Genomic DNA, 24,322 nt, shown 5'->3' with positions numbered 1-24,322 from the left:
TTGCATGGCGGACGGCGCGCTCCGTCTGCCATGCGGCTTCAATGAAAACCGAGGTAATCGGTCGTCCGTCACTTGGCCTGGTTCGATGGATAAAGACCGGCAAACCGAGCGATCACAACACCCACGTAAAAGACACCTGAAAACTCTTCGACCATTACCAGCGAGCGGGCATGATTGGTCAGCGGGATAATATCTCCGTAACCCGTGGTGGTGAGCGTCGTGAGGCTGAAATAGATTAATTTGAAAAAGGTGCCAGGCTGTGCGAAATCGAGGTGGTCAGGACCGAATGAGCCAGCGCTGGATATCTCCACCAGGGCATAAACGAAGGACCAAACGAAAGCCAGCATGATGTAACCCGCCAGCGCGCCATGCAGCTTGCCGGGTGTAATTGGCCCACGCTGGAGAATGTAGAAAAGCACCCCGCTAAACGAGACGGCAAGAGACGCCGTATACGCGATCCCGGCAAGGCTAAGAATGGCGACACTCCCGGCCCATAACGCCGTCCATTGAAGGCCAACGCCAAGCAATGCCAGGCCCAGTTTTAAAATGAACCCCCGCCGAGTCTGCCGAGTGGTGAAAGCCCCCACGAGCAGCACAATCGAAAAAAGAATACCGAGCAAGGTACGAGCCAATATGCCTTCCTCAAGAAAGGGAAACAGAAGGATCAACCCAAGCAAGAGCAGCAATAGATAGGTGTAGGGACCTTTCCCCATAATCCCCTGAGCTAAATCCTCATCGGCTTTATCTTGCGGATTTGTCATATCGGTTTCCTGGAGGCTGAAGTAACGCTCGATATCTGACCTTGCACAGTTGAAATCTGACTTGGCTTTAGAATAGTCGGGGGTGGAATTCTTGGGGGGCGGATATGGGTTGCGACCTGTCAGGAAGGGCAGCGGTCGGCCAGACGCAGTCACCTGGAAAAATTGATTCCATGGGCGTCAGAAATGACTGTATGGGCCGGCACGTTGGCTGATATCTTCCCGCGCACAAAATCGTGTCCAGTCGACGCTGACCCCATCAAGGAAGATAAAAACAATGAAAATATCATTCATCGTTTCGCTAGGAATTTTATCGTTAATTCAAACATCACTGTCCTTCGCGGATAATGCCAATGGAAAAAACCTCTATTTACAGCGATGCTCCATGTGCCATGGAATAGATCTCAAGGCAACAGGACCACTGGCTAATAAAAGCAATCCCCCAACACCTGATCTAACAACATCCGCTTTCAAAAAACGATTGAAAGATTATCCGGGCGTAATTGTATCGTCGATAATACTTCGCCCCAATGGAGACTTGATTCCAAAAACTTTGCGAGAGAACGGTGTAAAGCTATCGCCGCATTCATGGAGCGTTAAAGATCTGCGCGATTTAAATCAATATATGGGTGGTGTGATTTCAAAAAATCGATGATTTTTGAGATGACCTTATTCAGGACGAGACAATCCCCACAAAAAAGCCCACTGACCGTCACCGATCCAGTGGGCTTTCCAATCAAGCTTCTACTTACAAAGCCATATCTGTCGCAGCATTAGCCTTCGGCGCCTTAGCCGGAGCGGCCGGAGCAGCAGCCGGAGCCGCCACTTGACCCATCGCTGGCGGCGGAGTCAGCTCCAGCACCTTGGCGGTGTAAGCCCACTCTTGCGCCACTTTCTCAGGGTTGCTGTTCAGCTGAGTGCCGTAGCTCGGCACGATCTGGTGCAGCTTTTCTTGCCAGGCTGGCGAGGCGACCTTGTCCTTGAACACTTTCTGCAGCACGGTCAGCATGATCGGTGCGGCGGTCGATGCGCCTGGCGATGCGCCCAGCAGACCGGCGATGCTGCCGTCAGCGGAAGCAACGATCTCGGTACCCAACTTCAGCACGCCACCAGCGGCTTCATCACGCTTGATGATTTGCACGCGTTGGCCGGCTTGCCACAGGCGCCAGTCTTCGGCTTTGGCGTTCGGGAAGTATTCTTTCAGGGCGTTGAGGCGGTCTTCATCAGACAGCATCAGTTGGCCTGCAAGGTACTCGACCAGCGGGTATTCCTTGATACCGACCTTGGTCATTGGCCACACGTTGTGTGTGGTCGTGGTGGTCAGCAGGTCCAGGTACGAGCCTTCTTTGAGGAACTTGGTGCTGAAGGTCGCGAATGGGCCAAACAGGATGACGCGCTTGCCGTCCAGGACACGGGTGTCCAGGTGCGGAACCGACATGGGCGGTGCGCCAACCGAGGCTTTGCCGTAGGCCTTGGCCAGGTGTTGCTCGGCCAGGGTCGGGTTTTCGGTCACGAGGAACGAACCACCAACCGGGAAGCCTGCGTATTCCTTGGCTTCAGGAATGCCGGACTTCTGCAGCAGGTGCAGTGCACCGCCGCCCGCGCCGATGAAGACGAACTTGGCGTCGGTTTCGGTTTTGGTGCCGTCTTTCAGGTTTTTGTAGCTGACGCGCCAGCTGCCGTCTTCGTTCTTGGTGATGTCTTGCACTTCGCTAGACACTTTCAAGTCGAACTTTGGCGTGGTTTGCAGGTGTGCGACGAACTGGCGGGTGATCTCGCCGAAGTTGACGTCGGTACCGAGCGAGCTCCAGGTGGCCGCGACTTTCTGGCTCGGGTCACGCCCTTCCATCATCAGCGGAACCCACTTCTTGATCACAGCCGGGTCTTCGGAGTACTGCATGCCGGCGAACAGCGGGCTCGCTTGCAGGGCTTCGTAGCGCTTCTTCAGGAACTTGATGTTGTCATCGCCCCACACAAAGCTCATGTGCGGAGTGGAGTTGATGAACGAACGCGGGTTCTTCAGCACGCCTTGCTGAACTTGCCAGGCCCAGAACTGACGGGAGATCTGGAAGGCTTCGTTGATTTCAACGGCTTTCGGGATCTGGACGTTGCCCTTGTCGTCTTCCGGGGTGTAGTTCAACTCGGCCAGGGCGGAGTGACCGGTACCGGCGTTGTTCCAGCCGTTGGAGCTTTCCTGGGCGACGCCGTCGAGGCGCTCGACCATTTCCATCGACAGACCAGGTTCCAGCTCATTGAGCCAGACACCCAGCGTTGCACTCATGATGCCGCCGCCAATGAGCAGCACATCGACTTTCTTTGCCTCTTCCGCTTGAACGGACGTGATCCCCATCGACAAAGTCAGCCCCAGCAGGGCCGTGTTCAGTTTCTTAAACATCTGTAGCACCTATGATAAACGCCATCCGCCCTCATTCCTCAACATGAGCAACCCAGGTGTACGGATACGCAGGCAGCGTACCGTGAGTTCCTGCATCGATAAGGATTTGAAGGTGGGCACACAAGGCCGACGTGTCTCCATCGACCTCAGTTATATGTCCCTCGTGCACTGACTTTTTATCATTATTGGCTCAGTTACTTGAGCGACATTGATTCTGTCGGACGTCTGTGAACGTACGAACCGAATAAGTCAAACCAAGTTAATGCGACAGAATATCACGCCTCGGCCAGCCTGCGCGCCCGAAAGGACTGCACGCTAGTCGGGACGAGACCCACGCCCGGCATCTTTGCTCAAACGATCCAGCACAAACGCCTTGGCGTTGCGCGTCATTTGGTCGAGATGCCGGTCGCGCTGCTTCTCCGCATCGATCATTGCCCGCTTGCCGTGTTTTTGCAGCAGATACGTATGTATCTGCCGCACCTCCACAGAACTGTAGATCGAGGTGACATCCAGCAAGCCCATCAAGCCTTCGGTGCCGTGATCACGGGTGTTCATCAGCACCTGAGTGCCGCGCACACCCAGCACCTGGAAGCCCATCGATTCGAACCAGGGCACCTTGGCGACGGTGCAGGTCAGTTCGGTATGCGGGTAGCGGTCGAGCATGTCTTGCAGCATCGCCCGGGCGACGCCCCGCCGCCGGTGGCTGGCCTGCACCGCCATGTACGCCACACCGCACGCCTGGGGGTCGTCCTTGACCGGCAAGTACAGCAGAAAGCCGATGACTTGCTCCGGGTCTTCATCATCCGTGGCGACGATCAGTTCGACCGCGATGCCTTTGGCGCCACTGAGCGCTTCGAGGTAGAGATGAACCTCATAACCCACCGCGTATTGATAGATGTTGTACAACGGGTTGCTCGGCGCGATGCCCACCATGCTGATGTCGGTCAGGTTGTCGACGACCATCTGCAGAATCTGGCTGTTGATGGGCTCCGGGCACGGGGTGGCGAAGTGGGTGAGCTGGGGCATTGCGTTTTAGACTCCGGGTTAAGCCCGCTATTGTCACAGATCGAGCCCTCGCAGGAAAATCACCGCTCGGGCGCGACGATGCGGAAACGGATATTGATGTCGTTGGAGACAACATTGTCCGCCCACTCCCCTTCGCCGATCTTGAAGTCCCGGCGTTTCACGATGATATCGCCATCGAAGAGGCCGATGCCCTTCTCCGGCTTCAGCAATACCGTGACCTGCAACTTTCGCGTCATGCCCCGAAGGTTGAGATTGCCGGTGATCAGGTAGCGGTGATTGCCCAGCGCTTTTACCCCAGTCGATTCAAAGGTCGCCACCGGATACTCCGCCGTGTTGAACCAGGCAGGTTTTTGCAGCTCACTGTTGGCATCGCTGCCCCCGGCGTCGATGCTGGCAAGGTCGATGGTCAGCTTGGCGTGGGCCGCGGTGGGGTTCGCCGTATCGAAATCGAGCGTGGCGTCGAACTTGCCGAAGGTGCCGTACGCCCTGGAGCCGAACTGTTTATAGGTGAACGAGATCTTGCTGGCGGTGGTGTTTACTTGCGTGTATTCGACGGCATGGGCGCAGGGCAAGGTGCCGGCCAGGAGGATGGCGAGCAATGCGGCGAAACGCGGGAATCGAGGGGGCATGGGATTCTCCGGTTGAAGCGCCTTGGGATTCAATCACCGCACAGGTGTGTCAGTGGACTTAAGCAAATATTCGTTGAATACGCTAGGTCCGTGAATAAATGCGATCCATAGCCGCTGGCGAAGCCTGCGTTCGCTGGAGCTCGACAGCTGCTACAAGGATTGGCGGCTTATTACGAATAAGCTCCAATCATCCACTTCACTTTTTCCAGCGCCTCGCGCAATGCGCCCATCTCCACCGAGCCCAGCGCCAGGCGAAACGCATGGGGGACGTTGGCTGACGTGGCGAACGGTTCGGCGGTGGAAACCGAGACATTTTCGCGCATCAACGCCATGGCGATCTGGTCGGCCCTTGCGTCTTCCGACAACGGCAGCCAAAGAAAATACGACGAGGGATGGCGAATGCATCGCAGCCCCGCCAGTACCTCGCCGGCCACGACTTGCCTCGCTTGCGCGTCCTGGCGCTTCTCGGCCTCCAGTTGCATGACGGTGCCATCGTCGAGCCAGGCAGTGGCGATTGCTGTCATCACACCGGGAGTGTTCCAGGTGGTGGCTTTGACCGTGCGTTCCAGCGCGGGCACGTGTTGAAGGGGGGCGACGACGAAGCCGACGCGCAACCCCGTGGCCACGCTTTTGGAGAGCCCTGACACGTAAATCGTCCTCTCAGGGGCGAGTACCGCCAGCGGCGCGGGAGGATTCTCCGCGAGGAAGGCGTAAGCGGCGTCCTCAATGATCAGCAGCCCATGCCGGCGCGCAATCGTCACCAGGCAATCGCGTTGGTCGGCACTCATCACCCATCCCAACGGGTTATGCAGAGTCGGCATCGTGTACACGGCCCGTACGCGCCTGTGCCGGCACAGGCTTTCCAGCGCCTCCAGATCCGGGCCGTGATCGAGCACGGGAATGGGCACGATTTCAAGGTGCAGTGAGTCGGCCAGGGCCTTGAAGCCTGAATAGGTCAACGCGTCCGCTGCAATCACGTCACCGGGTTGCAACAGCGCCATCATGGTCACGGCCAGCCCTTGCTGGGCACCGGTGACGATCAGCACTTGCTCCGCCTCGACCGCCAGGCCTCGGACGCGCAAATGACGCGCCACCGAAGCACGTTCATGCAGACGCCCCGCGTGTGGCTGGTAGCGCAGCAACGCTTCCAGATCGCCGGCCGAGGCGAGCTGGCGCAGGGCATTTCGCAGCAGTTCCGCCTGCCCTGGAAGCGCCGGATAGTTGAAGTTCAGGTCCGTCATGCCGGCGGCAACGCTATGCTGATCGATACTCTGGCCCGGCGACCACGAGGTTTCTCTCACGAAGGTGCCCCGCCCCATTTCCCCGCTGACCAGGCCCATGGCTTCCAGCTCCGCGTAAACCCGGCTAGCTGTCACCAGCGCCAGGCCTTGCGTTGCTGCCAACTGGCGGTGGGTCGGCAGGCGCGTGCCTGGCAACAGTCGTCCTGAACGGATGTCCGCGGCAAATTCATCGACCAGTGATTTGTAGCGTGAACGAGGCATGGGCAAGTGTATCCATGACAATATTTTGATTGTATTGAGTTTCGTCCATACGATGCCTCCCATGCAACTGGCATAAAGGGAGTCCTCAATGGAACGCACATCGAACCTGCAAACCCACACCACGGTAAAGAGCGCGAGCGGCTGGCTCAACGGGTTCCTCGGCGTGCTCATTTTCAGCGGCTCGCTGCCGGCGACGCGGGTGGCTGTCCTGGAATTTGACCCGGTCTTTTTGACGGTTGCCCGGGCCAGCATCGCTGCCTTTCTGGCGCTGGGGATGTTGCTGCTTTTCAACGAACAACGGCCGGCCAAGGGTCAGCTGCTTTCCCTGGCAATTGTGGCTTTGGGCGTTGTAGTGGGGTTTCCGCTACTGACGGCGCTGGCGCTGCAATATGTGACGTCTGCGCACTCCATCGTCTTCGTTGGCCTGTTGCCATTGGCCACGGCAGCCTTTGGGGTCTGGCGCGGTGGTGAGCGTCCGCGGCTGGTCTTCTGGTTTTTCTCGGTGTCGGGAAGCCTGCTGGTGGTGGGGTTTGCCGTCTCCCAAGGCCTGAGCGCTTCTCCTGCGGGGGACATTCTGATGTTGCTGGCCATCCTCGCCTGCGGATTGGGCTATGCAGAAGGCGCCAAGCTTTCAAGAACACTGGGCGGCTGGCAGGTGATTTCCTGGGCCCTGGTGCTGTCGCTGCCGGTCATGATCCCGCTGACCTGGTTTCTGGCCCCGCCTTCGCTTTCGGGAATAACGCCGACTGCATGGTTCAGCCTGGCTTACGTCTCGCTGTTCAGCATGTTTCTCGGCTTCGTGTTCTGGTATCGCGGATTGGCCCAGGGCGGGATTGCCGCCGTCGGTCAACTGCAGTTGTTGCAGCCGTTTTTTGGCCTGGCGCTGGCGGCCACGCTGCTGCATGAACACGTCAGCCTTGGCATGTTGGGTGTGACCGTTGCGGTGATCCTTTGCGTGGTCGGTGCACGCAAGTTCTCGAAATAGACTGCTCGCCGTCAGAAACCGACTGTTGGTCGGTCTGGCCGTCGCAGGAATACTAACCTTTTAAGGTAAGGCCTGAATCGTCGTGGTGGACCGGCCTCCGAGTTGTTTCCGGCCCACCGCAGTACTCGAGAGGAGGAATGAAAAATGGCCGATTTAGAGAAGAAAATGCCGGTGCAGACCGACGAAGAAAAAACCAATCAACAACAGATGGCGACATCAGACCCTTGGCGTCCTCTGGAAAAACTGCGCCAGCAGGTCGATCACCTGTTCGAAGACTTCAATCGTGGCTCGATGCTGACGCCTTTCCGGCGTGGGTTATTCGATGTCGAACCATTCTGGAATCGGGAATTCATCGGGCGCAGCGTGCCGGCGGTGGACATTACCGAAAAAGATGAAAGCTTCGAAATCACCGCCGAACTGCCAGGCATGGATCAGGAAAATATCGACATCAAATTGTCCAACGGCAATCTGATCATCAAGGGTGAAAAGAAAGAGGACAAGGAAGAAAAAAGAAAGGGCTATTACTTGTCAGAGCGTCACTATGGCGCCTTCGAACGGGCATTCAGCCTGCCAAAAGGTGTCGATACCGACAAGATCGAAGCAAATTTCAGCAAAGGCGTGCTGAGTATTTCGCTGCCGAAAAAACCCGAAGCCATGAATGCGGAGAAAAAGGTGCAAATCAAATCCAGTTGAATCGCCTTCAGTAACCCACAAAGCCCTTGCCGGGAAACCGGGGGGCTTTTTTGTTGTTTTGCGCCTGTCAGTCGACCTGGGACGATGGCTTGATGATCGTCAGACTGCAAGGTGCCCGGTTCAATACGCTTTCGGCTGTACTGCCGATGAAAATATTGATCCCGTGATGGTAGGTTGTCCCCAATACCACCATGTCGAAGGCGTGTCGTTGTGCAAAATGTGCGATCACCTCAGAGGGGATCCCAGGCAATAGATGTTGCTGTTGTTTCTCGATTCCGTAGCGCTCGGCAAGCACCTCGAAGGCCTCCAGCTGAGCATCGATGACCGCGTCTCGCAAACTGCCATCCAGTGTGGCGGTCGGCACGTTCACCTCAGACTCCCCCAACTGCGACCAGCCGTTGACGTTGAGCAGGTGCAAGGTGGCGCCGCAGGATTGCGCCAGTGTCGAAGCGAGGTCGAGAATCCGGTCATTCAGCCCTTGGGTCAGCGCCTCCAGATGGGACAGGTCGACGGTGGCGAGTATGCTCGACGGGTTTGGGTGTACGGCATCGGTGACCAGGTGCAAAGGCGCCGGACAGCCTCGCAGCAATTGCCAGTCCAGCGGTCGGTGGAAGGCCCGGTCGAGTGCCGACACACGGTGGGTGTCCTTGATCACCAGGTCCGCATGGAAGTCATTCACGTACTCAAGCAGATGCGCCAGGCTCGGTCTGGCCCAGACTACTTCAGTGGTCACCTGCAACCCCTCGCATCGTTGAAACCGGGCTTGCTGTTCCAGCCAGTGGCGATGCACCTGCAAGTAACCTTCCCGTGCCTGGGCCATTGCGTCGTGATCGAACAGGCCGGCCACCGCCAGTGCCTGAACATGATCGAAAGCGACGATGTGCAACATTGCACCGGTTGCACAGGCCAGGGCTCGCGCCCGATCGAAAGCCGGTGTATGGACCATTTCGGTCGGGGCAATCAATAGCAGACGTTGAATGTTCACCTCTACTCTCCTTGCAGCATCGGCCATTGCATCGCACCGGCCAACAGGGCGGCCCGGTCGAACGCCGGAGTACGAGTCATGGAACAAGGAGCGATCAATAGTAAACGCTGTGTCTGCGACATAGGGCACCTCGGCGCACGGCCATCTCGATGCAGCGGATAGAACCACAGAGTGAGCGTTTCAGAGCCGCAGGATTTGATCTTTGTCAGCTATCGGGTCGACCGTTCTTCTGAATCGTCAGTTTGCTGCAAACAAACCCGAAAGCGGCTCTGCAACGCCTCCACCACACGTCGGGCTGCATGCGGCATCACTCGCCCGGTTGATAAAGATCAATCCCGTTCCCCCCGTCAGTGACAGGATAAATACAGGGTTTCGGTGCCCAAACGCAGGGGGCCATGAAGCACAGGTGTTTGTGCAATTTTTGACGGGAGTTTTGTCATGTCTGAGCAATTACGCTTCATGCTGGTCGTCTCGCCGCTCATGGAAAACAGCCCCGCGTTCGACCGGGCCGCCGCGTTGGCCAAGGCCTCGGGCGCGGCCCTGCACATCGTCGCCTTCGATTACCTGGAAGGTTTGGCAACGGCCAACCTGGTCAATGGACAAGTGCTGGAGCAGATGCGGCTCGGGTATGTCGAGCGCCATCGCCAATGGCTCGAAGAACAGGCCCGTCCCTTGCGTAAAATCGGCGTGCCCGTCACCACTGAGGTGGTTTGGGTTGAAAGACCGTTGCAGGAAATCCTCGTTCACCTCAAAGAACAACCGATGGCAGTCCTGATCAAGGCTCTGGAATACGAGTCGCTGCTGTCACGGATCATGTTCACGCCCCTGGATATTCATTTGCTGCGCGAATGCCCGGTTCCGCTGCATTTTGTCAGCCATGTGCAGCACGCCTTGCCGCGCAAGATCGTCGCCGCGGTCGACCCCTTCCACAGCAATACTCAGTACAAGGATTTCAACGACAGGATTCTGCGCGAGGCGTCAAAACTGGCCAGCACCTGCAACGCCGAGCTCGATGTTATCTACGCCCATGACCTGTCATCGATCAGCGCGGACGAGTTCGATTTCGATAACAGCTCGACGTTTTTCTCTTCAGGCAAAGCCAAGACACTGTTCGACGCACAAGCCGATGCCTTCCGCGAACTGGCCGAACGCAACGGTATTGCGCCGGAGCAACAGCACATGATCATGGGCAACCCGGCCAAGGTTCTTACCCATTACGCCGATGCGTACAACGTCGATGTGATTGTCATGGGCCGGGTCGGCCATCGTGGCATGGATCGACTGGTGGGCAGCACCGTGGAGCATTTGCTGTACAAAATGCCGTGCAGCGTATGGGTGCTTTCACCTGAAGACCTGTAGAGCGAAGCCGGGACCTCGCTCGGACACGGCTGTCGGGCGCTGAGCCGGGCCAGCAAACTCAGGACAATTTCTGGCACAGGTTCTTTTCTCGCCACGGGCTGCTTAAACGCAACACAAGTTTGCGCAATTCACTGAACCAGAAAACTGTGCTGGCCATAGCAAAACACAGGCCCCACTGGCCCAGCGTCAATGCACTCGTATTGAAAGCCTTGTTCAGTGGTGGCCAGTGCACCACGGCAATCTGCAAGGTCATCGCCAAGACTATTGCACCCCAGAGCCACTGGTTGGCGAATAATCCGATGAATGCACTGGCTGATTCCGAGCGAGCACTCAGTGCATTGAACAGTTGCGCCAATACCAGCACCGTAAAACAGGCCGTACGGGCCTGAACCAGCGATTCATTGCCCGGTATCAGGCCACCAGGCAGCATCCAGTCGACCGTCAGCAAACTCGCCAACGCCATCGCCAGACCGACCTGGAGCACGCCGCTCCACATGTTTGTGTCGATGATTCGATCCGTTGGCTTGCGCGGGCTGCGTGTCATCACATCCTCACTGTGCGGATCGAGCCCCATCGCGATGGCAGGCGCCGCATCAGTGATCAGGTTGATCCACAGAATCTGTGTGGCCAGCAGCGGCAGGATGATCCCGCCCTTCTCGTCTACCAAGCCAATAATCCCGGCACCGACGACGGCAAGAAAGACCGTTAGAACTTCCCCCATATTGGAAGACAGCAAGTAACGAAGAAACTTGCGGATATTGTCCAGAATCCCGCGCCCTTCGCGAACGGCCAGCACGATGGTCGCGAAGTTATCATCAGCCAGAATCATTTTTCCCGCCTGCTTGGTCACCTCCGTTCCGGTGATGCCCATGGCAATGCCGATATCGGCTGACTTCAGTGCCGGTGCATCATTCACACCATCCCCGGTCATCGCCACCACATGCCCCTGCGCCTGAAGCGCGTCGACAATCCTCAGCTTATGCGAGGGCGCCACGCGTGCATAAACAGATGTCGATTTGACCGCCTCGGCCAAGGCCGCATCGTCCAGTTCATCCAGGTCGGCACCGGTCAAAGCCCCTCCACCGGCCTGGATGATGCCCAGGTCCTCGGCGATGCGGGCAGCCGTTCGCGGATGGTCGCCAGTGATCATGATGATGCGGATGCCTGCCCGATGGGCCTCGGCAATGGCTGGCGCGACTTCTTCGCGCGGTGGATCACTGATGCCGACCGTCCCGATGAAAACCAGCGCTTTCTCAAGGGGTTGACCGGCCGTGACATCCTCTTCGGGTGACAACGGACGGTACGCCACGGACAGCGTGCGCAAAGCGGCACCCGATAATTCATTCACATCGGCCACGGCTTTGGCACGCAGGTCGTCGGTGAGTGGCACGACATCCATGCCGACCTGAACGTGTGTGCAATGTTGAAGAAGCACATCCGGCGCGCCCTTGCTGATCAGCAATCGCTCATCGTTGCGCTCATGATCGATGACCAGTACCGACATCATTTTTCGATCAGAGGTAAAGGGTATTTCCGCCACGCGCTCGAAGCGTTCCGTGCTGCGAACCGGGGCATCAAGCTTGCGCTCCGCCACCAGAAAAGCGCCCTCGGTCGGATCGCCTTGAATCACCCAGCTGCCCTCTTCCTGCTGCGCCAGCGCGGCATTGCCCGCCAGGCTTCCACCACGCAGTAACAGCACATTTTCGCTGTGCACCGGGCCGCCGCTCATGGGCAGGTCCTGGTGGTGAATCTGCCCCTGCGGGGCATAACCGACGCCGCTGACGACCCCTTTGCCTGATGCCGTCATGGTTTGCTGGATGGTCATTTCAGAACGGGTCAGCGTGCCGGTCTTGTCGGTGCAGATGACCGATGCAGACCCCAGGGTCTCAACCGAAGACAGTCGCTTGATGATGGCTTTGTTGCGGGCCATCCGCAGCATGCCGAATGCGAGCACCAGTGATAAAACCGCAGGCAGCCCCTCTGGCACCGCGGCGACCGCCAGAGACACACCCAGCAGAAGCACCCGCAGCACGTCGTCGACCGTGTGAACATCAGTGAGCATCAGCACTGCCGCAACGACAACCGCCGCGATCAGCAGAACCGCCATGCCGAGCATCCGCCCTATGGCGCGTACTTCCTTTTGCAGTGGCGTCACCTCTTCGGGCGTGACGTCCAGCAGATGAGCGATCGCCCCGATTTCAGTCGCCATACCAACGGCCGTGACGATGCCGAGCCCTGAACCCTGGGCGATGGCTGTGCCTTTGAACACCATATTGGAGCGCTCTGCCAAAGGGACTTCGGTGCTCGAACACGTTGTGTTTTTCGAGACCGCTTCACTTTCTCCGGTCAGCGATGCTTCCAGGATCCGCAAGGCATTGGCCTGAACAAGACGAGCATCGGCGCCCACCGAATCACCTTCGGATAACACCAGCAGATCGCCGACTACCAGTTGCTCACTGGGGATACGCGTCAAGGCTCCATTGCGAATGACGGAGGACGAGGTTTGGGTCAGTCTGGCCAGCGCTGCCACAGCTCGCTGTGAGCGGGTTTCCTGGAAAAATCCGAGGAATGCATTAGCCAGCACAATCAGGGTGATGACCAATGCATCAACAGGCCAATCGCGGCTATCGCTCAGCCACCAGATGGCCAAGGTAATGGCCACTGCGACGAGCAGCAGATACACCAGCGGATCCTGAAACTGCACCAGTAGATAATGCCAGGCGGGTTTGACCGGTTGAACCCGTAACGCATTGGGCCCGTCTCGGTTCAGACGGGCCTGGGCTTGTGCACTGGACAAGCCCAGGCCGATGTCAGTGTCCAGCTCACGGGCAACCATTCCCACGTCTTCAAGGTGAGGGTGAGTGATCGTGTGGCTGCCAGACTCGACTGTCATGCTCATCTTATCCCCGGCTCCTTGCCGGACAACCGGCCAAGGGGTTTATGTCACAGCGATGAGCTTGAGGGCTGATCGAGGGGGGTTAATTCAACACTGTCGCGGTACTCCGGCACCGACACCGACCAGCCCAGTTCCAGACTGATACGCCGGCGCAGTACATCCGAGGCATTCGGTTCCCCATGCACCACATAAGTGTGTTTCGGCGGCCGTTTGAACCCGCGCAACCACTGCATGATTTCATCCGCATCGGCATGGGCGGACAGCGTTTGCATCGGTACCACCTCGGCCCGGATCGGCACGTCTTTGCCATGAATACGCACCGATGGCGCACCGGCGACGATCTGCGCACCACGGGTACCGCCCGCCTGGAAGCCCGGCACCAGCAACGTGTTCAACGGGTTGGGGGCCAGTGCCTTGAGGTGATGAAGGACGCGCCCACCGGTGGCCATGCCGCTGGCGGCGATGATCACCGCCGGGGTGCGTTGCTGGTCCAGTTCGATTGAGTCTCGGGTCGAGCGCACGAACTGCGCGACATGGCACATGCCCTCGCACTCTTGCAGTGATAAGCGGTGTTCACTGCGAAAACGCTGATAAAGGCGCGTAACGTCGGTGGCCATGGGGCTGTTGAGGTAGATCGGCAGGTCCGGAATCGCCCGTGCCTGGACAAGCCTGTACAGGTAATACATCAGCAATTGCGCGCGTCCGACCGCAAATGAGGGCACCAGCGTGATGCCGTGGCGCAAAGCGGTGCGGGTGATGACCTGAGCCAGTTGCTCCTCCGGGGATTCAACCGGGTGCTGGCGGTCACCGTAGGTCGATTCCACCAGCAGATAATCGGTCTGCTCGATGATTTGCGGGGCGAACATCAATGGATCGTTCGGCCGCCCCAGGTCCCCGGAGCACACCAGCGTCATGCCATCGGCCACCACTTCCACCGTGGCGGCGCCCAGTATGTGCCCGGCGCAGCGCAACAGAATGCTCATGCCCGGAACAATCTGGACCCGGTGATGCAACTCCACCGGATGCAACAGCTTGAGCGCCTGCTCGGCGTCATGCTCGGTATAAAGCGGCAGCGCCGGACTGTGTTTGGAGAAGCCATGGCGATTGGCAAACTCGGCTTCTTCTTCCTGCAAGCGGCCACTGTCGCGCAACAGGATTTTCACCAGTTCACAGGTTGCGGGGGTGGCATACACCGGCCCGCGATAACCGTTGCGCACCAGCACCGGTAAATAGCCACTGTGATCCAGATGGGCATGGGTCAGCACGATGGCATCGAGGTCGCGAACCGGTACCTGGAAACGGTCCCAGTTGTGCAGACGCAGTTGTTTATAGCCCTGGAACAAACCGCAATCGATCAGCACATGGTGGTCGTGATGTTCCAGCAGGTACTTGCTGCCGGTCACCGTGCCCGCCGCACCGAGAAATGTCATACGCATCATCATTTCCTCATGCCAGGTATCGCTTTACCCGACGGATAAACGCTTATCCATGGTTTTCCCCTCGGTTCATGGCGGCAGGGAAATGTCAGGTTGTGATGAACAGTAGCTGGCGGATGGCCGTGGGACTCTGATTTTTGTCAATGAATGACCGCTAGTGACAGCCGGACGCACCCACAGAAGCGTTGTTGATTTAACTCAATGTCTTGATGCCATTCACGTGTAAAAAAACCTGATCGGGCCAGGCTTTGCGCCCGCTGCAATCCATCCATCGGACAGAGGGCATCACCATGAGCGACTTGAGTTTGCGTCAACGCATTCTGGAAGAGCTTGAGTTCCAGCCAGGTATCGATGCTGCCAACATCGGTGTGACCGTGGACAACGGCGTCGTTACCCTCTCCGGCCACGTCAAGAGCTACATACAGAAAATCAATGCGGAACGCGCGGTAAAAAGCATCAAGGGCGTACGCGCGCTGGCCGAAGAAATTCAGGTCAGACCAGAGAAAAACGCTGGCACGGCGGATGACACCATCGCTGCCCGGGCCTTGAACATCATCGCGTGGAGCTCAGACGTTCCCGAAGATGACATCGAAATCACGGTGCAGAACGGCTGGGTCACCCTTGAAGGCGAAGTGGACTGGCAATACCAGAAAGAAACCGTGGAGCGGGCCGTGCACAAATTGTCGGGAGTGGTCGGCATCGACAACCTGCTGACCCTTCGTGCGCGGGTGAATGCAGTCGATGTCCAGCAACGTATCGAAGATGCCCTCAAACGCAATGCCGAAGTCGATGCCAAGGAGATCCACGTCAAGGTCGAAGGCGACACCGTGAAGCTTGAAGGCAGGGTTCATTTGTGGCGCGAACGCAAGATCGCGGAACGTGCAGCCTGGTCGGTGCCCGGCGTGAAGCAGGTTGAAGATCATTTGCTGCTCGCCTGAGTCAATGACCTGTGGATCGCACTGGCCGCGTTTCACTGGAGGGGCATGATGTTCGCGGTCACATTGATCAATACGCTGGTGGTGATCAGTGTCGTGGTGATTCACTACGAATGCCTGTTACGCCTCAATGACTGGCTGCCGAAGCTTAAACTCTGGAGCCGCTTCAGGATTGTCGTCGGGGTGTTCGGTGCTCTGGTGGCCCATGCCATAGAGGTGTGGTGCTTCGCGCTGGTCTATCACCTGATGGTGCGCTCCGGAAAATGGGGCAGCCTGATCGGCAGTTTCGACGGTTCATTGATGGACTGCGTGTATTTTTCATTCACCACGTACACCACAATCGGTTTCGGCGACATTGCACCGGTGGGCAACCTCAAGTACCTCACGGGTCTGGAGGCCCTGACCGGTCTGGTGCTCATCACCTGGACGGCATCCTTTCTGTTTATCGAAATGCAGAAGTACTGGAAGCGCAAATAACCCTCCGCCCTTAGCGCCTGTCGAGATAACGGAACAGTTCCTCCTCTTGGTCGAAGTGCAGTTGCACAAGGGTATCCAGACGAATCAACTGGTGCTGAATCTCATCGGCGCAAGCCGTTGCAGGGTCGGCACTGAAGTCAGCGCTCATACGCGCCAGCACATGAATAAGGCGAAAGATCTCTCGATGGGCATGGCTCAATGCCGACAAGGGATCCTCACCCTGCATGTTTCGCGTCAGCAACGGGTACAGGTTTTTTTCATCTTCGTGTTCATGGCGGGCCAGTGAGGTTTGCAGCTTATTCACCAGTTCGTCCAGGTCGGCCTGTGCTTGCTCAAGAGGACGCAGGGCAAAGTCGTTGGCCATCTTATGCAGATCGCTCAGCACTGCGCAGAGTTGATCGTGTTCATCCTGCAGGCGATCGATATGCTCTCCGGCAAGCTGTTGGCGCAGACCTCGCGACGGCATCAATGCACGCAGGGCATTGATAATGATCACCACGTCGATGCCTTCCTGCACAATCGCGCCAATAAGTGGCGGCAAGTAACCGAAGGCCGCCACAACCATGGCCAGCAAGGACATGCCCATGCCGACCAACACGCCTTGGCGGGCGATGTGACGGGTTCGGCGGGCAATGTCCAGCGCCTCTACCAGGCGATCCAGGCGATCCACCAGCAGCACAACCCCCGCGGCTTGCGCAGAGGCCGTGGCACCGCTGGCTCCCATCGCCACACCGACATGGGCCGCCGCCAATGCGGGGGCATCGTTGATGCCATCGCCCACCATCAGTGTGCTGGCGCGCAGGCAGCCTTCCTGGACCACACGCACTTTATCCTCAGGGGTCAACCCGGCACGCAGCTCGTCGATACCGGCCGACAGCGCAATCATCTCGGCGGTTTCCAGGCGATCACCCGTGAGCATGACGACTCGCTCGATGCCTCTGTTGCGCAGTCGACGCAGGGTTAGCGGGGTTTCCCGACGCAGGTTGTCCGAGAAAACCAGCAAACCGGCGAGTGCCCCATCCACTTCAATGAAACTGCCACTGCACGCCAGGTAATCCATGTGACGCAGCATGGTTGTGGCCCAGCCAGGCACAGGCATGTCTTTATGAACGAACGACAAGGTGCCGAAACGCACCCGCAGGCCATCGATCAGCCCGCTAAGACCTGCGCCCGGAATTTCCTCAACGTCCTGCGGCAGGCTGAGCGGCAATCCACGCTGACAGGCCGCTGTGACAATGGCCTGGGAAATCGGGTGCGTCGAGGCTTGCGCCAGCGAAGCGGCCAGGCCAAGCAGGCGCTGCGGTTCGAACGCTCCGTTGGTTTCAATCGACTGCAGACGGGCATGGCCGCTGGTCAGCGTGCCGGTCTTGTCGAGAAACACTTGCTTGACCCCGGCCAGCGCTTCCAGGGTCACGCCGTCCTTGATCAGGATCCCGCGCCGCGCCGCTCTGGAGATACCTGACATGATTGCGATCGGCACCGCCAGAATCAAAGGACAAGGTGTGGCCACCACCAAAACCGCCAGCGCTCGCAAAGAATCTCCACTGATGTACCAGGCGATCCCGGCAATCAGCAATGTCAGAGGAATGAAGAGCAATGCATAACGGTCGGCCAGACGCACGAAAGGCGCGCGCGAGCGTCGTGCGGCTTCGGCCAGGCGCACCACCCCGGCATAGGTGCTCTGCGCTGCCGTTCGCGTGGCAGCCAGTAGAATGGGCGCACCGACATTGGTCACGCCACTGGGCAGTTGCTCCCCTGCCTGGCGGGTGACCGGCAGTGACTCACCGCTGAGTGCCGATTCGTCCAGAACGGCGGTAGAACTGAGTAGACAGCCATCGACCGGTACCACCTCCCCCAAGCGTACAAGCAGTGTCTGCTGCGGCTGGATCTGCTCAACCGGTATCTGCCGTAAATCGCCATTTTCTTGCAGCCAGGCAAAGCGTGGCGCCCGGTCTACCAGCGCACGCAGCTCGCGCTCGGCGCGTTGTTTGGTAAAAAACTCGAGGATGCGTCCTGACGCCAGCATCAAGGCAATCACCGCCGCCACCAGCGTCTGTTCAAAAAACAGCGCCGCTGCAATCGACAGCAATGCAATCAGATCGACACCGGCCTCGCGCCGGGCCAGGCGCCCGGCAATCTCGACGAGCAATACCAGAGCCATCACCAGACTGCCTGCGGCCCAGAAAATCGACGCCCAGTCAGACTGTTGGGCGATCTGCGCAATGCCCCCGGCCAGCAGGGTCAGGGTGGTGAGCAGCAATAGCGCCGGGTCCAGCCACTTACCGAGCATTGATGTGAGTTCCTGCACGCGACATGAATGGATAGAGCTTAGGACTCCAATGGCCGGCATGTCCGCAATGCGTCTGTATTTATCGTTAGCGCAACGGCTGCTGCCAGCCCCCCATTGCTGTCTGCGCTCTTTCTGATCTGGATCAAACTGGCTTTGGCCATTCACGTAGAGATTAAGAGTCAGCGTTCACACCGCCGTATCTGCTATTCACTCAGTGGAGAAACGAAATGACCGACTCTGCGAAAAAAGTCCCCGTGAAAACCGAAGAAAAAACCGCTCTGCGCCCATCGACAACCGATCTGTGGCGGCCCTTGGAAAAGCTTCGCCAACAGGTGGATCACTTGTTTGAAGACTTCCATCACGGTTCAGGGTTGTCGCCATTCAGCCGTGGGTTATTCGATGTAGACCCTCTGTGGCGCCGAGAGCTGTCAGGCCGCGGAATGCCTGCGGTAGACATCACCGAGAATGACAAAAGCTTCGAAGTCACTGCCGAATTGCCCGGCATGGATCAGAAGAACATCGAGATCAAACTGTCCAACGGCAGCCTGATCATCAAAGGCGAAAAGAAAGAGGAGAAAGAAGAGAAAAGGAAGGGCTATTACCTCAACGAGCGTAGCTATGGTTCCTTCGAGCGGATGTTCAACCTGCCCAAAGGCGTCGACGCCGAGAAGATCGAAGCGAGTTTCAACAAAGGCGTGCTGAAGGTCTCGCTGCCGAAAAAGCCTGAGGCCATGCAGGCGGATAAAGTCGTGCCGATCAAGGCCGACTGATCGCCCGACCGTCCTGCCCCTTGTCGGGAAACCGCCGAGGGGCTTTTTATCCTTGTGAAAATAGATCAAACAGTGCAAGTCAGTGCGGCCCCTGACAGTCGACGTGAATACCGCGCCGCATGGCACGACGGCCAACCCGCCTTTATGGGGTGACGTTCATGAACACACCTTCCCAAGACAGGCTGAACACACTTTATGGCGCGCATACGCACATTGACGAGGCCTCCATCGCCCCGCTCCTGCGTCAGTACGCCGAACCCTTGCCGGAACTGAATTCGGCCGCATTGGGTGAAATGTTCGACCGCTACGCGGATGCGCGCGTGGTGATGATCGGAGAAGCCAGCCATGGCACCAGCGATTTCTATCGAACCCGGGCGGCGATCACCCAACGACTGATCGAGCAGCACGGGTTCAACATTGTTGCCGTTGAAGCCGACTGGCCAGACGCAGGCCATGTTGACCGTTATGCCCGAGGGTTGGCGCATTCGGCGTGGACACGGCACATCTTCAGCCGGTTCCCCACCTGGATGTGGCGCAATACCGATGTGCAAGCGTTCGCCCACTGGCTGCATCAGTACAACCATCAACATGCGCCTGAACGCCGCGTCGAGTTTCGCGGCCTCGACGTTTACAGTTTGCGCAACTCGATCCATGAAGTGCTGAGTTATCTGGACCGAGTCGACCCGCAGCTGGCACACGAAGCTCGGCGGCGCTATGGCTGTTTGACGCCTTGGCAGGATGATCCTGCGCTGTACGGCCACTTTGTCGAACGCGACGGTGTAATGCCTTGCGAGCATGCGGTGGTCGAGCAACTCAATGCCATGCTCGCCGAACAATTGGCCGGGCTTATCCAGGACGATGAGGCGTTCTTCGATGCAACGCAAAACGCCCGGGTCGTCCGGGCGGCGGAACAGTATTACCGCGCGATTTATCGAGGTTCGACCGCCTCCTGGAACCTGCGTGACCGGCATATGTTCGACACATTACAGGCGCTGCTTGAGCACCGGGGCCCTCAAGCCAAAGCCGTGGTGTGGGCGCACAACTCGCATATTGGCAATGCGGCCGCCACGCAGATGGGCTGGAGGGGGCAGTTCAATATCGGGCAGCTGTGCCGCAGTGCCTATGGGCGCGATGTCGTGCTGATCGGCATGAGCACCGACCGTGGCCAAGTGGCCGCGGCCGATGACTGGGATGGGGAGATGCTCATCAAGGACGTTCGGCCATCTCGTCCAGACAGTTGGGAGCGTCAGTTCCTCAAGGCCGGCGTGCCGGCTTCATTGACCGACTGGCGAGATCCGCAGCGAAAAGACCTGCGTCGAGCCCTGTCCGAACCGCTGCTGGAGCGGGCCATCGGGGTGATTTATCGCCCCGAAACCGAACGCAGCAGTCACTACTTCGAGGCGGTGCTGGCCGAACAATTCGACGCCATGGTCTGGATTGAACAGACGCAACCGGTGACGGCCTTGCCCTTGCCAAAAAGCCAGACGCTGGAACCGGAAGACGAAACCTTTCCATTTGGCGTCTGACAAGCATCAACCGGTGGAGGTCGACACTGGACCACCACCGTGCAGATACCGCTCGAACCAGTCGCCAGCCAGCCTGGCGACGGTTTCAAGCGCGCCTTTTTCTTCAAAAAGATGCGTAGCGCCCGGCACGACTTCCAGACGTTTCTCACACCGCAAGGCATGACTGCTTTGCACATTCAAATCGATCACTATCGGATCCTGCTCACCGACAATTTGCAGGGTCGGCGCCTTCACGCGGGCCAGCGCCGCACCTGCAAGGTCGGTCCGCCCTCCCCGGCTCACCACGGCATGCACCCGGTCCGCACGATCGGCCGCTGCCCTTAGCGCCGCAGCGGCACCGGTGCTGGCGCCGAACAATCCGATCCGAAGCTGTTGCAGTTCTGCATCCTGGCCAATCCAGTCGATTACCTTCACCAGTCGTCTGGAAAGTAGTTCGATGTCGAAACGCAGTTCCCGGGTCTGGTTATCCAGGTATTGCTCTGGTTCCGTGAGCAGGTCGAACAGTAAGGTACCCAGCCTCCGCCTGGCCAAAGACTCGGCAACGTGTTGATTACGCGGGCTTGAACGACTGCTGCCGCTGCCATGGACGAAGACCACCAGGCCGACAGCGTTCTTGGGCAGGCGCAAGTCAGCAGACAGCGCCACGTCCCCCAGGTCCAGCTTTCGATAGCGAGCCTCAATCATTTCAATCCTCCTGACCGGGAACACTCCCGCCGGATTCTCTGTGCCAGGCCCGATGCAAAAGATCGATAACTTCATCGTCCGAGGTCTGGGAAAAGTTCATGTACCAATAACCAATCGACATCATCCACTCAGGAATCAGCGGGCAGATCACCTCATCGACTTCGCTATACAGGGCTTCGAGCGTATCGAGCGGTGCCACCGGCACCGCAACGACGATACGCGACGGTGATTGCAGGCGCACCGCGCGTATCGCCGCCATCATAGAGGCCCCGGTCGCCAGGCCGTCGTCGACCAGAATCACCACCTGATCCTTGAGTTGCACCGGCGCCCGCGTCCCGCGGTAGGCACGCTCGCGACGCAACAACTCCTGCGTTTCCCGTGCGACCACGTTATCGAGTGTGCGCTGATCGATACGGTTCGCCCGCAGCGCCTCCTCATTGACGATTTGTATGCCGCCACTGGCAATTGCGCCCATGGCGAACTCCTCATGAGAGGGCACCCCGAGCTTGCGGACCAGCATCAGGTCGAGGCGAATCTTCAGGGCCGTGGCAATTTCATAGGCCACCGGCACGCCGCCACGGGGCAAGGCGAGAACGATGACATCGGGTCGATGAGCGTATTTGAGCAACGGTTCTACCAGTCTTCGACCGGCATCAACCCGGTCGCGCAAGATGGTTTGCGATGAGGAATTCCGAATCACTTGAAACCTCCCCGGACGATCACGCGTGTCGGCTCGTATTACACCACCCTGACTTCTCCAGTCTGTGGACAGCCATCACGTCTTCACTGAATCAAACATCATCTTCAGTTTAGATTCCGCTCCTGAAGTCTCCTTGTTGTTGATTTTTATCAAGTCCCCGCGCAAGGCTGTCCACTGGGCCTCCCAGGCGCATGCCCCACACAGCCCCTTACGCTATGATTCACTCACCGGCTCTGGATGGGAGGCTGCCATGCCTGACCTGCCTGCGAATCAGCGGTTGCGTTTGTACGACAGCGATGAACTCGATTCGGTGCTGCAGGCGATGGCGCGCCAGGCCGCAACCCTGTTACCGCCTGCACAAGCGGCAGTGGTTGGCATCCAGCGCCGCGGCGAGCCTCTGGCACAGCGTTTACGGCAACATCTGTCACGTCAGACCGGCCAGCCAGAGCTGCCTCTCTACCCGTTGAAGGTCAAGCGCTATGCCGATGACCTCAAGGTGCTGCATGCACATACGGCACTGACCGAGAACCCGCTTCTCAACACGCTGGACCTTGCCAATACCACCCTGCTGGTTGTCGATGACGTGCTGTTTGAAGGCCACTCGCTCCTGCGCACTTGCGCGTACCTGGCGCAACTGGGTGCTCGCCGGGTCTATACGGCGGTACTGGTCGACCGGCATGTCTGCCAGCAGCCGATCCATGCCGATATTGTCGGCGTGCACCTGCAAGTGGCCGCCCATGACATCGTCGAATGCAACGTGCCGCCCTATGAAATGGAGTTTTGCATTGAAGTGCTGCGTCATGGCGCCGCCCGCTGACGGTGCAACTGACCAAGGGATAACTGACCAAGGGGTTTCAAGGTGCCTGCTCACTGGGTTGACCTTTTTGCATCAGATAGGCGACAAGTTTGTCCAGGGTATCCACCTGTTGGTAATCGGTTTCAGGGATGACAATGCCCAGACTCCGATGCAGGGCTTCGATGAGGCGAAGCCAGTCCATCGAGTCCAGATCAACCTCCTCGCGTAGCGACCGGTCACTGTGTAATTGCTCAGGCTCGATTTCAGGAGCGATGCTCTTCAAGGCGCTCAACACCTGATTGCGTACCAATAGCGGGTCCATAGGCTTACCTCATAGGTTCTCTGGGGTTTGCAGCAAGCGACGGACTTCCCCCAGAAAGCGAGCGCCATAGTGACCGTCGCTGACCCGATGATCAGCTGACAAGCTGCTGACGACGGTGGGCATGACGCACAACTGGCCTTCATTCACCCAGGGGCGCTCGCAGATACGACCGAAGCCGACCAGAGCGACCTGCGGCGCATAGATCACACCCAGTACGCTGTCTACGCCCTGATCGCCGAGTTGAGTGACCGTTATGCCCGCGCCACCGAGCTCGGAGCTGCGCAGAGAGCCGCTGCGGGCGCGCTCGACCAGGCTGGCCAGCTCTCTCATCAAATCGGTCAGGGCTGTGTCCGCCACATGACGCAGAACCGGGGCGACCAGACCGCCCTGACGCAGGGTAATTGCCACCCCAAGGTCAGTATCGAGTGCAGGTTCAAAGGCATTGTTCTGCCAGGAACCGTTGAGCTGCGGATAGTCGCGCAGGGCCAACGCCACCGCTTTGAGCAGTAGTGCACTGGGCAACAGACGCTCCTGTAATGTGCCTTGTGCATTGTGTGCCTGCAGCCAGGCCATGGCCTTACCCAAGGCGATGGTTTCGCTCAGGTAATAATGGGGAATCTCGCGCTTCGAACGGCTCATGGCCGCTGCGATCGTGTGACGCATGGCCTGGTTATGGTCCGGCTCCGGGGCCACACGGGCGGCAGCCTCGACATCTTCCAGGGTAACCACACCGTGGGGGCCATGGCCTTGTAATTGGCTGAGACTGAACCCCAATTCGGCAGCGCGCTTGCGTGCAGCCGGAGAAATTCGCGGGCGTGCACCGGAGCGGTTTTCTTCTGCGGTCAGCACCGGTGGAGTCGGTATCCGTCGCGCAGTCTGCGCACTTTCACCGGGTTCCAGCAACAGCGCGATGGGTGTACCCACGGGCACCTTGGCTCCGATGTCGATCAGCAACTGCATGACCGTGCCGTCGTGCCAGCACTCTACGTCGATGGCGGCCTTGGCCGTATCGACCACGGCAATCACCTGACCAGGCTTGACCGCATCGCCCGGATGGATTTTCCATTCCAGCAACGTGCCTTCATCCATATCGGCCCCCAGAGACGGCAATTTGAATTCGATCATGGTTGACCCTCCCGGCCTTGGCTTCGACACGTT

Annotated in this window: 22 protein-coding genes; 9 read left to right on the top strand and 13 right to left on the bottom strand. The window is 58.5% G+C overall.

Annotation, left to right across the window (positions count from 1 at the left end):
- Positions 1-68: 68 nt before the first annotated feature.
- Positions 69-761, bottom strand: a complete 693-nt coding sequence (locus FHW68_RS06225; RefSeq protein WP_095630657.1) for an ion channel — start codon at positions 759-761, stop codon at positions 69-71.
- 274 nt (positions 762-1,035) lie between these two features.
- Here FHW68_RS06225 and FHW68_RS06220 point away from each other — a divergent pair, with 274 nt between their 5' ends.
- Complete coding sequence (locus FHW68_RS06220; RefSeq protein ID WP_183679379.1) at positions 1,036-1,413, top strand: c-type cytochrome; 378 nt, start codon at positions 1,036-1,038, stop codon at positions 1,411-1,413.
- Between the two features lie 93 nt (positions 1,414-1,506).
- Here the strand turns inward: FHW68_RS06220 and mqo are convergent, their stop codons facing one another.
- From mqo to FHW68_RS06200, 4 genes are all read right to left on the bottom strand, one after another.
- Positions 1,507-3,153 (bottom strand): malate dehydrogenase (quinone), encoded by a 1,647-nt coding sequence (gene mqo / locus FHW68_RS06215; RefSeq protein ID WP_183679377.1) that lies wholly within the window; start codon positions 3,151-3,153, stop codon positions 1,507-1,509.
- Positions 3,154-3,468: 315 nt separating this feature from the next.
- Positions 3,469-4,179, bottom strand: a complete 711-nt coding sequence (locus FHW68_RS06210) for a GNAT family N-acetyltransferase (RefSeq protein ID WP_183679375.1) — start codon at positions 4,177-4,179, stop codon at positions 3,469-3,471.
- A 59-nt stretch (positions 4,180-4,238) separates the two neighbouring features.
- Positions 4,239-4,808: a YceI family protein gene (locus FHW68_RS06205; protein ID WP_183679372.1), complete on the bottom strand. Its 570-nt coding sequence runs from the start codon at positions 4,806-4,808 to the stop codon at positions 4,239-4,241.
- Between the two features lie 170 nt (positions 4,809-4,978).
- Positions 4,979-6,310, bottom strand: coding sequence for a PLP-dependent aminotransferase family protein (locus FHW68_RS06200; protein ID WP_183679370.1), 1,332 nt, complete (start codon positions 6,308-6,310; stop codon positions 4,979-4,981).
- A gap of 88 nt (positions 6,311-6,398) precedes the next feature.
- Between FHW68_RS06200 and FHW68_RS06195 the strand changes: the two genes are divergently transcribed.
- Together FHW68_RS06195 and FHW68_RS06190 are read left to right on the top strand one after the other, a co-directional pair.
- A complete protein-coding gene (locus FHW68_RS06195) occupies positions 6,399-7,295 on the top strand; it encodes a DMT family transporter (protein ID WP_183679368.1) in 897 nt (298 codons plus the stop codon).
- 144 nt (positions 7,296-7,439) lie between these two features.
- On the top strand, positions 7,440-7,988 hold the full coding sequence (locus tag FHW68_RS06190; protein ID WP_183679366.1) for an Hsp20/alpha crystallin family protein: 549 nt from the start codon (positions 7,440-7,442) through the stop codon (positions 7,986-7,988).
- A 67-nt stretch (positions 7,989-8,055) separates the two neighbouring features.
- On the opposite strand, the gene FHW68_RS06185 is transcribed toward FHW68_RS06190, so the two are convergent.
- Positions 8,056-8,973: a universal stress protein gene (locus tag FHW68_RS06185; RefSeq protein ID WP_183679364.1), complete on the bottom strand. Its 918-nt coding sequence runs from the start codon at positions 8,971-8,973 to the stop codon at positions 8,056-8,058.
- Between the two features lie 438 nt (positions 8,974-9,411).
- Here FHW68_RS06185 and FHW68_RS06180 point away from each other — a divergent pair, with 438 nt between their 5' ends.
- A complete protein-coding gene (locus FHW68_RS06180) occupies positions 9,412-10,332 on the top strand; it encodes a universal stress protein (RefSeq protein WP_183679362.1) in 921 nt (306 codons plus the stop codon).
- 58 nt (positions 10,333-10,390) lie between these two features.
- Here the strand turns inward: FHW68_RS06180 and FHW68_RS06175 are convergent, their stop codons facing one another.
- Together FHW68_RS06175 and FHW68_RS06170 are read right to left on the bottom strand one after the other, a co-directional pair.
- A complete protein-coding gene (locus FHW68_RS06175) occupies positions 10,391-13,231 on the bottom strand; it encodes a cation-translocating P-type ATPase (RefSeq protein ID WP_221217040.1) in 2,841 nt (946 codons plus the stop codon).
- A gap of 44 nt (positions 13,232-13,275) precedes the next feature.
- Entirely contained in the window at positions 13,276-14,664 is a 1,389-nt protein-coding gene (locus FHW68_RS06170; RefSeq protein ID WP_095631331.1) for an MBL fold metallo-hydrolase RNA specificity domain-containing protein, read from the bottom strand.
- Between the two features lie 290 nt (positions 14,665-14,954).
- Between FHW68_RS06170 and FHW68_RS06165 the strand changes: the two genes are divergently transcribed.
- Both FHW68_RS06165 and FHW68_RS06160 read left to right on the top strand, forming a co-directional pair.
- On the top strand, positions 14,955-15,602 hold the full coding sequence (locus FHW68_RS06165) for a BON domain-containing protein (protein ID WP_095631278.1): 648 nt from the start codon (positions 14,955-14,957) through the stop codon (positions 15,600-15,602).
- 48 nt (positions 15,603-15,650) lie between these two features.
- Positions 15,651-16,076, top strand: a complete 426-nt coding sequence (locus FHW68_RS06160; RefSeq protein ID WP_095631279.1) for a potassium channel family protein — start codon at positions 15,651-15,653, stop codon at positions 16,074-16,076.
- A gap of 10 nt (positions 16,077-16,086) precedes the next feature.
- Here FHW68_RS06160 and FHW68_RS06155 read toward each other — a convergent pair whose 3' ends face one another.
- A complete protein-coding gene (locus FHW68_RS06155) occupies positions 16,087-18,366 on the bottom strand; it encodes a heavy metal translocating P-type ATPase (RefSeq protein WP_183679360.1) in 2,280 nt (759 codons plus the stop codon).
- Positions 18,367-18,593: 227 nt separating this feature from the next.
- Between FHW68_RS06155 and FHW68_RS06150 the strand changes: the two genes are divergently transcribed.
- Complete coding sequence (locus FHW68_RS06150) at positions 18,594-19,136, top strand: Hsp20/alpha crystallin family protein (protein WP_183679358.1); 543 nt, start codon at positions 18,594-18,596, stop codon at positions 19,134-19,136.
- Positions 19,137-19,294: 158 nt separating this feature from the next.
- Complete coding sequence (locus FHW68_RS06145; RefSeq protein WP_183679356.1) at positions 19,295-20,662, top strand: erythromycin esterase family protein; 1,368 nt, start codon at positions 19,295-19,297, stop codon at positions 20,660-20,662.
- A 6-nt stretch (positions 20,663-20,668) separates the two neighbouring features.
- On the opposite strand, the gene FHW68_RS06140 is transcribed toward FHW68_RS06145, so the two are convergent.
- Both FHW68_RS06140 and FHW68_RS06135 read right to left on the bottom strand, forming a co-directional pair.
- Positions 20,669-21,346, bottom strand: a complete 678-nt coding sequence (locus FHW68_RS06140) for a dienelactone hydrolase family protein (RefSeq protein WP_183679354.1) — start codon at positions 21,344-21,346, stop codon at positions 20,669-20,671.
- A 1-nt stretch (position 21,347) separates the two neighbouring features.
- The gene (locus FHW68_RS06135) at positions 21,348-22,043 is read right to left on the bottom strand and encodes a phosphoribosyltransferase (RefSeq protein ID WP_183679932.1); all 696 of its coding nucleotides are present in this window, start codon (positions 22,041-22,043) and stop codon (positions 21,348-21,350) included.
- A 253-nt stretch (positions 22,044-22,296) separates the two neighbouring features.
- Between FHW68_RS06135 and FHW68_RS06130 the strand changes: the two genes are divergently transcribed.
- Positions 22,297-22,863 carry a phosphoribosyltransferase family protein gene (locus FHW68_RS06130; RefSeq protein ID WP_183679352.1) on the top strand — a complete coding sequence of 189 codons (567 nt, stop codon included), beginning with the start codon at positions 22,297-22,299 and terminating at the stop codon, positions 22,861-22,863.
- Between the two features lie 37 nt (positions 22,864-22,900).
- Here the strand turns inward: FHW68_RS06130 and FHW68_RS06125 are convergent, their stop codons facing one another.
- Both FHW68_RS06125 and FHW68_RS06120 read right to left on the bottom strand, forming a co-directional pair.
- On the bottom strand, positions 22,901-23,164 hold the full coding sequence (locus tag FHW68_RS06125) for an acyl carrier protein (protein ID WP_183679350.1): 264 nt from the start codon (positions 23,162-23,164) through the stop codon (positions 22,901-22,903).
- A 9-nt stretch (positions 23,165-23,173) separates the two neighbouring features.
- The gene (locus tag FHW68_RS06120; protein WP_183679348.1) at positions 23,174-24,289 is read right to left on the bottom strand and encodes a dihydrolipoamide acetyltransferase family protein; all 1,116 of its coding nucleotides are present in this window, start codon (positions 24,287-24,289) and stop codon (positions 23,174-23,176) included.
- Positions 24,290-24,322 lie beyond the last annotated feature (33 nt).

Source organism: Pseudomonas sp. Tn43, from assembly GCF_014192635.1.
In the GTDB taxonomy this organism is placed as follows: Bacteria; Pseudomonadota; Gammaproteobacteria; order Pseudomonadales; family Pseudomonadaceae; genus Aquipseudomonas.
This window is presented reverse-complemented; position numbering and strand designations above follow the sequence as displayed.